Origin of the sequence: Streptomyces sp. NPDC001922 (assembly GCF_042891165.1) — a bacterium.
Lineage (GTDB): Bacteria > Actinomycetota > Actinomycetes > Streptomycetales > Streptomycetaceae > Streptomyces.
Map to the genome: position 1 here is coordinate 55,984 of NZ_JBIASV010000018.1, position 12,807 is coordinate 68,790.

General features: G+C 68.1%; 7 protein-coding genes. 3 read left to right on the forward strand and 4 right to left on the reverse strand.

Annotation, left to right across the window (positions count from 1 at the left end):
* Positions 1-40: 40 nt before the first annotated feature.
* Entirely contained in the window at positions 41-709 is a 669-nt protein-coding gene (locus ACFYYR_RS29185) for a DUF998 domain-containing protein (protein ID WP_388860015.1), read from the forward strand.
* Between the two features lie 41 nt (positions 710-750).
* On the opposite strand, the gene ppk2 is transcribed toward ACFYYR_RS29185, so the two are convergent.
* Complete coding sequence (ppk2, locus tag ACFYYR_RS29190) at positions 751-1,536, reverse strand: polyphosphate kinase 2 (protein WP_388860176.1); 786 nt, start codon at positions 1,534-1,536, stop codon at positions 751-753.
* 360 nt (positions 1,537-1,896) lie between these two features.
* Between ppk2 and ACFYYR_RS29195 the strand changes: the two genes are divergently transcribed.
* Positions 1,897-3,765 (forward strand): phospholipid carrier-dependent glycosyltransferase, encoded by a 1,869-nt coding sequence (locus tag ACFYYR_RS29195; RefSeq protein ID WP_388860018.1) that lies wholly within the window; start codon positions 1,897-1,899, stop codon positions 3,763-3,765.
* A 168-nt stretch (positions 3,766-3,933) separates the two neighbouring features.
* On the opposite strand, the gene ACFYYR_RS29200 is transcribed toward ACFYYR_RS29195, so the two are convergent.
* Entirely contained in the window at positions 3,934-4,392 is a 459-nt protein-coding gene (locus ACFYYR_RS29200; RefSeq protein ID WP_388860021.1) for a hypothetical protein, read from the reverse strand.
* A gap of 509 nt (positions 4,393-4,901) precedes the next feature.
* Between ACFYYR_RS29200 and ACFYYR_RS29205 the strand changes: the two genes are divergently transcribed.
* Entirely contained in the window at positions 4,902-5,087 is a 186-nt protein-coding gene (locus ACFYYR_RS29205) for a hypothetical protein (RefSeq protein WP_388860024.1), read from the forward strand.
* A gap of 171 nt (positions 5,088-5,258) precedes the next feature.
* On the opposite strand, the gene ACFYYR_RS29210 is transcribed toward ACFYYR_RS29205, so the two are convergent.
* Positions 5,259-5,708, reverse strand: coding sequence for a hypothetical protein (locus tag ACFYYR_RS29210; RefSeq protein WP_388860027.1), 450 nt, complete (start codon positions 5,706-5,708; stop codon positions 5,259-5,261).
* A 44-nt stretch (positions 5,709-5,752) separates the two neighbouring features.
* Positions 5,753-12,694 (reverse strand): polymorphic toxin-type HINT domain-containing protein, encoded by a 6,942-nt coding sequence (locus ACFYYR_RS29215; RefSeq protein ID WP_388860178.1) that lies wholly within the window; start codon positions 12,692-12,694, stop codon positions 5,753-5,755.
* Positions 12,695-12,807 lie beyond the last annotated feature (113 nt).

Below are 12,807 nucleotides of genomic sequence, written 5' to 3' on the forward strand. Positions count from 1 at the left end.
CGGACCATCCGGGACGGACGGAACAGAGGGAGTGGACGACTTGAGCACCAGAATCGGCGCCGTCGCCTGGGTCGTGGGGACCGTGCAGTTCTTCGTCGTGCAACTGGTGGTGGAGGCAGCGTGGCGCACCCCGTACAGCTGGGGCAGCAACAACATCAGTGATCTGGGAAACGTCCACTGCCAGGTCTGGGACACCTCACGTCCGCGCTATGTGTGCTCGCCGCTGCACAGCATGATGAATATGTCCTTCGCCGTCCACGGGGCGCTGTTGCTGGCCGGCATCGTCCTGACCGGCGTCTGCTGGGGCCGGGGCGGGGTTGCCCGGGCCGCCCGGATCCTGTGCGGCACCGGCGGAGCCGCGTTCGTCGTGGTGGGCCTGGTCCCCGCGGACGTCGACGAGAACCTGCACGTCCTGGCCGCCTTGTTCATCATGGGTGTCGGCAACGTCGGACTGCTCTGTGCCGGATTCGTCCGCCGGGACTCCCTCTTCGGCCGGTTGCGCCCGGTGAGCCTGCTCGCCGGTGCGGTCGCCGTGATCTCGGCCGGCCTGTTCTTCGCACAGCAGGATCCCGGGATCGGCCTCGGGGGCATGGAAAGGGTGGCGGTGTTCACGCTCGACGCCTGGACGCTGGTCATGGCCGTGGCCATCCGGCGCAGCCGTGGGGACGCCACCGCGCCGCCCGCCCGGGGCACCGTCGCCCAGGCCTGAGCCGCGTCACCGTCACCCGTGCGGAACGCATCCCGGAGCGGTCAGCGCACGAGCCCCGCCGCGTGGTCCGGTACGTACGTCTGCAGGTCGCGCGGCGGACGCTGATATCCGGTGGACGGCGGACGCGGCGGCAGTTCCAGTGTCGCGCTCGGCACGGCCCGGTACGGCACGGTCGACAGCAGGTGGGCCATCATGTTGAGGCGTGCCCTGCGCTTGTCGTCGCTCTCCACGACGTACCAGGGGGCCTCGGCGATGTCGGTGTGCACGAACATGTCGTCCTTGGCCCGCGAGTACGCCTCCCACCGGGTGATGGACTCCAGGTCCATGGCGGAGAGCTTCCAGCGCCGCGCGGGATCCTTCAGCCGCCGCCGGAAGCGCTCCTCCTGCACCCTGTCGCTCACCGAGAACCAGTACTTGCGCAGCAGAATCCCGTCCTCGATCAGCATCCGTTCGAAGATGGGGCACTGCCGGAGGAAGAGCTGGTGCTCCTCGGGGGTGCAGAAGCCCATGACGTGCTCCACACCGGCGCGGTTGTACCAGCTGCGGTCGAACAGCACGATCTCCCCGGCCGCGGGCAGCTGTTCCACATACCGCTGGAAGTACCACTGCCCCCGCTCCCGCTCCGTGGGCCGGGGCAGCGCGACGATGCGGGCCACCCGGGGGTTGAGCTGCTCGGTGACCCGTTTGATGGTGCCGCCCTTCCCCGCCGCGTCCCGCCCCTCGAAGACGACGACCAGCCGGGCGCCCTCGGACCGCACCCACTCCTGAAGCATCACCAGCTCGGTCTGCAGCCGGAGCAGCTCGCGCTCGTAGACCGGGCGGGGCACCTTCGCCGGCGCGCTCCCCGGAGCCCCGGAATCCCCGCCGCGGGCGCGGCGCCCTTGGTCGTCACCGCCCGACTTCTCGCCCACTGTCCCGCCTCCCGAGGTCTGTCTGCTGCCTGAGGTCTACCCGCTGCCTGATCCGCCTGCTGCCTCAGGCCTGTCTTACGGCCTCAGGCCTGTCTGCTGCCCGAGGTCGCCCGTGCCGGTCGTTTCGCCGGCCCCTCGCGCGCGGCGCCCGGGCCGCACGCGCAGAGCAGCCGGACACCGCTGAACGATTCCGCACGGATCGTCCGTATCACAGGTCGTGCCGTCCGTTCCGGACGACACCCAGGGCGCTGCCGGACACACCGGGGTACGGGGACGATGACGCACGAACACCACACGGTCGTCGGTCCGCACACCCCTGAGCCCACCGCGAGCCCGGGACTGACCGGGCCGGGGACGCCGCCCGCGCCGTCCGCTCCTTCTCGTTCCGGCCCGGCGGTGTCCGTGGGGTGGACGGGCCTGCCGGATCTGCTGCGGCGGCACCGGCGCCGGCTGTTCGTCGTCGCGGTCGTCGCCCTGCTCACCCAGATGGCGGTCGCCATGGTGTCGACGGCCGTGGAGCAGACACCGACCATCGACGAACCGGTCTACGCGGGCACCGCCGCGGTCTACCTGCACCAGCACAGCCTGCGGTACAACCCCGAGCATCCGCCGCTGGGCAAACTGATCATCGCCTCCGGCCTGGCCTTCGGCGAGGCGCGGCTCGCCTCCGGCTTCACGGGGAACCAGACCGAGCTCGGACGACACCTGCTGTACGAGTCGGGCAACGACCCGCAGCACCTGTTGCTCCAGGCCCGCATGCCGGTGATCGTCACGACGCTGCTGTTCGGGCTGGTCGTGCTGGCCTTCGCCCGCGATCTCGCCGGCCCGGTGGGCGGACTGTGCGCGCTCGCCCTGTACGCCTTCTCCCCCGACGTCATCGCGCACGGCTCCCTGGCCACCCTCGACGTCCCGGCGGCCGGCTTCCTGCTGACGGCGGTGTGGTCGCTGTGGCGGGCGCGCCGGCACCGGCTCCCGCTCCATCTGGCGCTCGCGGGCGCGGCGCTGGGTGCGGCGCTGGCAACGAAGATGAGCACCTTGGCGGCGGTGCCGGTGCTACTCGTGCTGACCGTCGTCACGGTCCGGCACGCCCTCCGGAGGCGTCGCGAAGGTCAGCGTCCGCCGTCAGCGCCGCCGGGGGGCGTGCGGCATGGCGTACGAGGGGCCGTACGGGAGGCGCTACGGGATTCCGGACGAGAGGCCGGACGGGAGTCGGTACGGAAACTCGCGCTCGGTGCGGCAGCGGCGCTCGGGGTGGCCCTGGTCGCGGTCGCCGTGGTGTGGGCCGCCTACCTCGTAGTCGACCCGCGACTGCGCTGGGCACCCCCGGCGGACCTGCCCGTCATCCGGGGGCTGCGCGGGCTCGTCACCGGTCTGCTGCCGTTCCCCGAACCGTACCGGGACGGCATGCTCATCCAGTTCGGCTTCGAGTACGCGCACTGGAGCGGCTTCCTGTTCGGCCGGCACTACGACGGTTCGCTCTGGTACTACCTGCCGGCCGCGCTGCTGGTGAAGACACCGCTGGGCATGCTCGCGCTGTGGGCGGCCGGGTCCACCGCCTTGCTGACCATGCGGCGACTGCGGCCCGCGGCGCCGTACGTGCTCCTCCCCGCGGCCGTCCTGCTGGCCGCGGCCCTCCACTCCTCCCGCGACCTCGGCGTCCGGTACGCGGTCTTCCTGCCGATGCTGCTGGCGGTGGCGGCAGCGGCCGTATGCGCGTCACGACGCCGGTGGGCCCATGGCGCGGCGGCGGCACTGACCCTGTTCGTCGCGGTCAGCTCCCTGCGGACCTACCCGTACTACCTGCCGTACGCCAACGAGGCCTTCGGCGGCCCGGCCGGCACACACAGGCACCTGCACGACTCCAACGTCGACTGGGGCCAGGACCTGGGACGGCTGGCCGACCGCCTCCGGCACCGCTACCGGGGCGAGCGGATCTGGCTCGTCTACAAGGGCAGCGGCGTGCCGGCCTTCTACGGCATCCACGCGTCGAACCCGCTCAAAGCCCCCGCGAACAAGGTCCGCGGCCTGCTCGTGGTGTCGGACTCCTCGCTCGCCAAGGCCGAGGGCCGGCTGGCGCGGCTGATCGAGAGCAGCGAACGCGTGGACGACGTGGGCCACTCCATCACCATCTTCCGCCGGAGGTGACGCTGTCCCCCGACGTCCCCGATCAGGCGGCGGGGGACAGCGGGCGCAACGTTCGGGATGCGTCGACAGGGAGCACGGTCAGGCGGCGTGGTGGGCCGACTCTCGGTCAGGAAGTCTGGCCGGCAGAGGGCTTGCCGCCCTTGAGCGCCGCCGAAAGGAATCGCTGCGTCACATCGGCGGAATCTCGGTCGGCAGGTGCTGACCGTTCGGAGGGTAGAAGTCCACGACGCCGGCCGCCCCGTAGTTCGACCAGTAGCAGGTGGTCATGGGGACGGTGTCGGTGACGTTGCGTTGGCACTTCTGTAGCAGGGTGCGGCTGGTGACGGTGCGGGGCTTGCCGACGTAGTTGCGCCCGTAGCCCTCGAGGAGCCCCGTGGAGCGGTCGAAGATCCTGTCCAGCAGCACCTTGGGGTCGCGGACGCCCTCGTAGAGGTTCGTCCTGGCGGTGAACACGGGCACCGACGCCGACAGCGTTCCCCGGCGCAGCGTGTTCGGCGGACTGACGAAGCAGGAGATCTCCCCGGTGTCGCTGTCGGCCGCGACCTCCTTCAGATCGTCGTCGCCGGTGACCCGGACGTCGAGGTCGCTCCCGAAGTGGAAGTCCCCGTCGCCCTCATCGCACGTCATGCCTTCCATCATCGGCAAGGTGACCTCGGGATAGCGGACTCCCGTGTCGGCGGCGAAACTCTCCGGGCCGCGCGACGCCCCGGCCGGGATCCGCCGGCGCCACCGTCCGTCGCCTTCTCAGAGCCGCATCCCGCTACAACCGCCGCCACAGCCACCACGGCCGCCGCTGCCCGCCACCTGATCACGTCCGCCGACTCCCCCGAACTCGTTCGATGCACAGCATGTGGTTTTGTCCTACGGGGTGTTGTGGGCATCGGAGCGATGCAGCCTTCATCGGCACCCTCCGGCGATCCCACTCGTGCGGCGACCGAGGGCCGGCCGTTACTGGACAGCGGTACGACCGAGACGGCGGCTTCCTAACGTGTGCGGCCGGGCCCTGACCAGGCCCCGGCCAGACGCCACCCGCACCTTCACCGCGTTCCTCCGCGAGGCTGGCCTCCGCCGCATCCGCTTCCACGACCTCAGGCACTCCCGCCACTCTGCTCCTGGAACAGGGCGTCGAACTCATCGTGATCAAGGAACTCCTCGGCCACGCCCACATCGGCGTCACCGCCACCGTCTACGCCCTCGTCCGACTCCGCCTCCAGCGCGACGCCATCGACAGCCTCAGCACCGCGCTCGGCAGCCCGGAGACCGCCGAGACATCACGCTCCGGCGGCGGCGAACCGCCACCCTGCGCCGCCCTCATCCGCTGACGTTGCCGTCAATTACTGCCGTCACCCCATGCCGAAGCCCCGCCAGGACGCACCTGACGGGGCTTCAGGTCTGCAGACCTACACCCGTCGCGAAAGACCCGAATTCCAGCAGGGCGGAATTCGGAGAACACGAGGCTCGGCCCATTTTCACCAACGAAGGCTACTCGCCAATCAAGGCAACAGGCCGCCGTGACTTTCAGTGAAACTGCGAGAAACTTCCCGGATTTCAGGGTCGCCACTCTCGGCAGCTTTGCCAATCACGGCACTCAGAGCCTCCCACGCTTCAACCTCGGCCAGCACGTCAGCCAGCCTGAGATAGTCTTCGACTTCACCGTCGGATAGGCACTCTAGGGCCACCCGCGCGAATGTCGATGGATCAATTTCTTTTCGAGCTGCACGGATCGCCTCACGGGCAGGCAGCGCCCACCCAGTCGACAAGGAAAGGTCAACCAGCAGATCGAGCAGCTGCTGAACGTCTTCAGGGAAGAGTCGGAGGAATTCCAGTGAGGCAGACCGATCCCACGCCGAACCGCTTGAGAGTACCTTCGCCAGCAAGGCCACACGCGAGGGCAACTGGTTGACCTCGGCGCGACATCGAGCGACCTCTTGCTCGGCTGCCACCAAGGCACGCCACTCCTCCATCCCCAGGGCATCTCTTTCTGGACTCACAGCTTCTTTCCTATGTTCTGCCAGTTCATCCCTTGGATGAGCCCTACATACTCGTCGAACGACATGCGACGCGTTGGGTAGATGGTGTGGTGGCCAAGTGCGCGCGGACCTCCGACTCCTCTACCGTCGGCGATAACGCCCAAGCCGTCAGGAAGTGGACCCGTGGGGGTACGAACCTGCCCCTTCAGTCCGATACGGCTGGCGTTCTCCACCGAATCAAACGTCGAGAGCCCCTGCACATCCAGAGATTTCAGTTGCTCAGCAGTAGGCCCATTGACGAAGCCATCCGCATCCACATCGATATCTTTCCCCGGGCGAACCCTCGGTCCACCCACCGTGTACAGAGCACAGTTGCTGTTGTGAACGAGCACAGGTGTCTCGCCCGCCAGCACATAGTACGTGTGGAGGTCGGACACCGTGAGGTTGCGGACCGTGGCCTGCTGTGCCCATTTCCTGACCGCCGTGATCTGAACCCGGGTGCCCGCCGACGTGCGGAGCCACTGGCCGGTGCGGAGATCGCTGGCGTCGATCCAGGAGTGGAGTTCGGGGACCCAGAAGGGGTGCCCGTCGGTCGCCGTGACCGAGGCGGTCTTGCTGCCCTGGTCTCCGTCGAGGTCAAGAGTGAGTCTGACGAGGTGTTTGAGGCCCTTGCCCTTGATCTCGGCAGTGACCGTCTTGATGGTGGTCTTGCCGGTCTTGGGCTCGGTGGCGATGACCTTGTCACCGATCTCGACGTCCTCGATGGGTTTCGTCGTGCCGTCGGCCATCAGCACTTCGGTGTCCGGGCTGAAGCTGTTGCACGCCTTGAGGACCTTGAGACCCTTGAATGCGCGGGCCCACGGCAGGTCAAGGGCAGCTGTCCCGCAAGCCTTGGCGCTTTTTCCGCTGAGACAGCTCTTCCACGCATCGACGTCCGGGGCAACCAGGCTGATCGCGGCCGCGGTGACCAGCTTCTCGAAGTCGTTCTGCTCGTAGTTCACCAGTCCGATCGCCTCGGCGGCGGAGCAGAATCCCTTAGGCCGATGAACCGACGAGTAGCACTTCTCCTGCGCCCATCTATGGAGCTGCTCCTCGGTGTCGTAGCCAGGGAAGCGTTTCGCCAGTTCGCGGGCACCCGGGATCCTGATGCCCTCCAGCTGCAGCTCGCCCTTCTTCTGCGTGATGTTGATCGTCCGCCCGGGACGGTAGGAGCTGCCGCTGCCCGACCAGGATCGGGACGGGGAGTGGGACTGCGGGTAGAGGCGGCCGCCGGTGTCGTAGCAGCCTTCCGTGGTGCAGCCGGGGCCGTGACTCGCGGTCCATCTGTTGTTGTCGCCGTCGGCGCTGCAGCCGTCGCAGAAGAGTCCGGTGGGATCGGAGCCGGTGACCGGATTGTTGTTGGCGTAGGCGTAGCCGTTGATCTGCTGGGGGTCGGTCAGGTCCATGACCGAGTCGACGGACAGGAAGCGGCCGGTGGTGGGGTCGTATTCCCGGGCGCCCAGGTGGGTGAGGCCGGTGGCCTTGGTGTCATCGGTCCCGCCGACGAAGCCCTTGGTGCCCGGCCAGGCTTTCGGCTGCTCGCCGCGGAGTTCACCGAAGGGGAGGGTGCGGCGCTGAGTGAGCTTCTGGGAGGCGGCGTCGACGGCGAGTTGTCCTGTGCCGTGGTGGTCGGCGAGCGTGATGGAGACGCTGCCGTCGTCCTGCTGCACGGCCTGGTGGCCGCCGCCGAGATCGATGTAGCGGGTGGCTTTCGGTGTGGACGACCCCTTGGGCAGCGTGATCTCGGTGGCACCCAGGTAGAGGGTGGTTTCGGTGGGGGTGCGGCCGATGAGCCGGTTGCCGTCGGCGTCGTAGAGGTACTCGGAGACCTTGTCGGCTCCGCCCTCGACCGGTTCGGTCACCTTCGACAGGCGCCCCTCGGCGTCCCACTGAAGGGACTGGGTGTCGCCGGCGAGCCTCCGGGCCGTGGTGTTGCCACTCTCGTCGTAGCCGAAGGTGTCCTCGGCGGTTCCACTCGGCCCCGTGGCCTTGACGGAGGTCAGCGTGTGCGGCTGGGGGCTGCCCGGGGCGGGATAGCCATAGGTGCGCTTGGTGTTCTTGGCGGGATCGCCCGAGGGGTCGTGGAGCGTCTCGGTGCTGCGGTTGCCGACCTTGTCGTACGTGTAGGAGGACCAGTAGGCGGCCGGGCCGCCCAGTACGCCGCCGCTCGGGGTGGTGGCGCACTCCTTGCCGCCCTGAGTCCACGCTTCGGTCAGGCGCCGCAGATAGTCGTAGGTGAAGCACTGGTTGTCGATGCCGGAGCGGGATCCGTCCGCTATCGACAGCACATTGCCCATCTCGTCGTAGCGGTAGGTGCTGTGCTGGTCGACGCCCGCCACGTCCTGTCGGTCCACCCGCGCCGTGGCCAGGCGCTGCGTGCCCCATTCGTAGGTGTTGGTGGCCCAGGTCTTCTTGCCGCCGCCGCTGGAGAGTTCGTACTGCTGCGGTTTGCCGGTGAGGCTGTACAGGGTGCTGGACTTCACTCCCTGGCTGCCGTCGACGGCGACGGGGCGCAGGGTCGCGTCTTCGTAGGTGTAGGCCATGCTTGCCGCCGGCAGGGATCCTGCCTTGGGGTAGCCGACGCTTTCCACGGCGTCGAAGACCTTGTAGCCGGTCGCCGAGAGATAGGTGCCCTGGAGTGCGCCCTCGGAGGCGGGGATGGTGACCGAGGAGCGAAGCACACGGTAGAGGCGGTCGTAGGCCACCACCTTGGAGGTGTATGCCTGGCCGCCCTTGTAGCGGGTGGACTCGGCCAGCTGCCCCTTGGCCCCGCTGATCGTGTCGTACACCCACTTCGCACGCAGCTCACCACTCGGCGAGTCCTTGTGCAGCTCGGTACGTCGGCCGAGGCCGTCGTAGACGTAAGCGAGGGTGGTCTTGCGCCCGTCGGTGGTGGAGGTCAGCTGACCTCGGTCGTCGTAGGCGCTGCTGGTGGTTCCCTTGTCCGGGTCCTTTGCCTCGGTGAGCTGGCCGAGCAGGTCATAGCTGTATCGCCAGGTGTTCCTGGCGGGATCGGTGACCGTCTTCAGTTCGCCGCGCGGAGTGTAGGCGTAGGTGGTGGTGTCGAAGGCGGCGTCGGCTGTGCGCTGGTGGAGCTGGCGCAGTTCGGTGGTCTTGCCGCGGGCGTCGGTGAGCGTCGTAGTGGCTGTGCCGCCGACGGGTGGGATGACCGTAGTGCGGTCGCCGCCGTGGATGGTCTTGGTGACGCCCAGCACCGTACCGCCGTCGCCGTTTCCGGCAAGCTGCCGTGACTCGGTCTGTCGGCCCAGGCCGTCGTAGCTGTAGCGGTTCTGCGTCTCGAGGCTCAGCGCGTCTTCGGGCTTGAACAGAGTGCCGCTCGGCCTACCGTCGGCGTAATAGGCGGCGAAGTCCTTTTCTTTCAGACCGCGTTCGTCGTAGAAGACGTCGGTCAACAGCCGTCCGCCGCCCGGTCCGGGAGCTTGCGTCTGCCGTTCCCGCAGCAGTCCGTCATAGAGGGTGTAGGAGGTCTGCTGGGTGCCGTTGTTCCCCAGTGTCTTGGTGCCCACCGCCACCGGTTGCCGGTCGGTGACAGCGTAGGTGAATTCGTACGTGGGGGTCTGGCCGGTGAGCCGGTCGGCCAGCCACACCTTGGTGGAGCGTCCCAGGGCGTCGTAGGCGTAATGGGTGACCTTGCCGTTGGTGTCGGTCTGGCTCAGCGGCAGGCCGCGCAGCACGTCACGCGTGGTGGTCGTGGTCTGTGCGGTGGCCGCATCGCCGGTCTTTGCGGGCGGCGAGGTCACCTTGGCGCTGGTGGGAAACCCTGTGGCGGGGGTATAGGCGGTCGTGGTCGTGCGGCCGTCGGTCCGGGCGGTGCGCTTGAGAGCTCCGGATGCGGTGACGGTGACGTCGGCCGTCAGGTCGGTGCTGGTGAGCACCCGTCCGTAGGAGTCATAGGTGGAACCGGACTCCGTATAGGTGGCGGTGGTTCCGTCGTATTTCTTCAGCAGCGCGGTTGCGGTGGCGTCGCCGGTCGCGGGGGCGTCCCCGTAGGCACCGCCGTCGTAGGAGGTGCGCGCGTCGGAGATGACGTCGTCCGGTCGGGCAGCGGTCGTGTCACACGCTGTGGCGACGGCTTCCACCCGGGAGGGGAGGGTGAGGATGTTCTTGTCGGTGTTGGTGGCGTAGGTGGAACGGGTGCAGATGTTGTCCGCGGCGGTGTCGTTGTCTCCGAAGTCGTCGACCTGTTTGACCCGCCCGGCCACCGTGTCGAAGCTGGTGGCTGTTGAGGTGGTCCGCCATCTGGATCCGGCGCCGTCGTCCAGCGAGGTGAACGTCTTGGTGTGCCCGGTTCCGGTGAGGTTGGCTGTGACCGTGCCCCAGTCGCGGACCTTTTTCGCGGTCTCGTGGCGCCAGGGGCGGTTCACCGTCTTGGCCAGGGCCTTGCCGCCGGGTCCGGAGTAGCTGACTGTCTTGTAGGCGAAGCCGGCCGCCGACTCGTGGTCGGTGAGCGGGTCGCCTTCGTCGTCGCCGAGCGCGACGGTGACACTCTTGGTGCCGCCTCCGGTGTCCTTGCGGTCGCCGTCCATGCCGCGCAGGAAGTAGGTGTCCTGCTGCGACTTCATGGCGGCCGCCCCGCCCTGGCCGCCCGTCTGTACCCGGACGTGCCCGTAGCCGCGCCACTGCGACCAGGTCTTGAACTTCTCCTTCGTCAGTCCGTCGTCATCGTCGTAGTGCCAGGCGGCGCCGCCCTTGTAGTCGTAGGCGGTGACCTGATCGGGCGCTCCACCGGTGCGGTCGGTCGTGGTCACGGAGTCGACCACGTACTTGTTGAACCACTGCCGCTCAGGGTCGTCGCTCGTGCTGCCGCCGATGTACTGCGGGAAGCAGCGGGTGGTGTTCGTCTGCGGGGTCGGGAGGGTGTCCCAGTCGCAGGCCTCGGTGGAATAGTTGACGTCGATCTGTCCGCCGGATTCGTCGGCGACCGTGGACAGGCGGTCCTTGATGAACGGTGCGTAACCGTCGCCGGTCTTGTCCAGGCGGTTGGCCAGCTGGGTGTAGGCGAAGGTGGTCTTCGGCAGCGTGATGTCCGGTTTCTGGCTGCGGCCGGTGCGCTGAACGGACTCCAGTTCCAGCTGGTAGTCGGTGTCGGCCTTGCCCCAGCGGTGGCCGAACGCCCAACTGTCGACGTCCTGATAGGCGCCGCCGTCGAGGGCCTGTGTGGTGACCCGGGTCAGTCGCTTGCGGGTGAAGAACACCGGGGACAGCCGACCGTCGTCGCAGTCCTCGTCCGCCGTGCAGTTCAAATCCCAGGGAGTGTCGTACCAGTAGAAGGCGTCCTTGCTGATGGATGCGCAGTCGGTCTGCGCATCGGGCAGACAGCGCTCCCCACTCGTGAAGTCGACCTTCGCCAGCGCCTTGCTGCCGTACACCGAGGACGACTTCAGGCCGTATTCGATGCGGTCCAGGTCACCCCCGCGGACGTAGCGGGTGTTGTCCTTGGCCTTGAGGTTGCGGCCGTAGGAGTTCGCTTCCTTGTCGTAGTAGTAGGTGATGGCGTTGCCGTGAGGATCCACGACGTAGTCCAGATTCCATCGCCACGCCTGCTGGCACCACGATTCGGCGAAGGTCGCACCGTGACAGGGCTCGTCGGCACCGTTGCCGAACACCGGTACCGTCCACGCGGAATCAGTGGTCTCCTTGCCCTCGGTCCAGCCCGGCAGTCGGTTGTAGCCGAAGTAGTAGCGGACTCCGTCGGGTGTGGTGACCCGCCAGTACTCGTCCTTCCTGGCACCGTTGCCGCGCACGTTGTCGGCCGAACCGTAGAGGCGGTCGATCTTCGTGCCGTCATCGCTCTTCAGCTTCCAGGAGTCGGCGCCGCTGGGCACCAGCTCCCCGCCTTTGCCATTGAAGGAGATGAACGCGTTGTCATAGGACCAGCACAGGTCTCCCGGCTTGCCACCGTCCGCGTGCTTCACCCCGTCGTCCGCGCACGACTTGTAACTGCGCTCGATGTGGCCGGGCCACAGGTCGAAGCCGTCGCCCACCCAGGAGGACTGGTTGTTGGTGTTCGCGGAACGGCCGTCGACCGCGCCCGATGAGTAGGACACACCCACGCTCGGTGTCAGTCCGCCTGGCACATCCGGCACGGGCATGCCGTACGACCAGGTGAAGTCGCCGGTGTTCAGGTTCGTGTCCCATGCCGCGGAAGGCGACAGCGAGGTGGCCTTGAAGTTCCCCTTGTCGCCCTTCCCTTCCGCCACGGCTGCCAGCACCGTCGGTTCACCGGTGCGCAAGGACAGGTCGGGGGCGGTGAGGGTCCGCTTCTCGGTGTCGTTGACGACCTCAACAGGCTCGGGCGTACGGCATGACCGTTTGGCCGGCGAGGTCAGCACGCAAGCAGGCAGCTCGACCAAGGTCAACCGGGACGCGTAACCACCCCCGTAGGCTCCGGCGAAGGACGCATAGTCGACTCGGGCCCGCACCCGGCCCACCGTGGCGTTCTTCTTGCCGCTCCGCACCGTGTCCGACTGCAAGCTGAACAGCGGCCCGTCGACCCCGGCCTTCTCCGCTTCCTCGCGGCCCAGCAACCGGGCCGTGACCTCACCGCGGGCGCCCTTGCCGTGCCGCACTGCTGCGTCCAGGGCCAGCGGCAGGCCACGCACCGGCTTCGGTGCCGCTCCGGTCTTCGCGCCGGATGCGGGCAGCGTCACGACCGCTGACGCCGCCTTCGGCCAACTGGCTCGAGGCGCGACCTGTGGAGTACGGGGCCCCTTCATGACCGTGCGTGGCTTGACCTTGCCGATGGCGCCGGAAACCGGCTGCTCGGCCCGGGGACGGGCCGGCCGTCCCTTTCCGTCGTCCGCAGCGGCAGCGGGCTGTGCCACCGCCTGCAGCAAGGTCGCCACCATGACCACGGCCGAGGCCAGCGCGACACGAGGACGCAGCACTCGACCCCGCATGCTCGATCTGCCGTTCATCCCTGTCCTTCATCCCTCACTGTGTGCACCACCGGACGCAAACGCCGCGGGGTGAAGAGAAAGCCACTCCTGGGGAAGTGCCGGTGGCCGGGCAG

What these genes read in the sequence shown, in the direction of transcription:
- ACFYYR_RS29195 (WP_388860018.1), top strand. Translation starts at nt 1,897, where the DNA reads ATGACGCACGAACACCACACGGTCGTCGGTCCGCACACCCCTGAGCCC.
- ACFYYR_RS29200 (WP_388860021.1), bottom strand. Translation starts at nt 4,392, where the DNA reads ATGACGTGCGATGAGGGCGACGGGGACTTCCACTTCGGGAGCGACCTC.
- ACFYYR_RS29215 (WP_388860178.1), bottom strand. Translation starts at nt 12,694, where the DNA reads ATGCGGGGTCGAGTGCTGCGTCCTCGTGTCGCGCTGGCCTCGGCCGTG.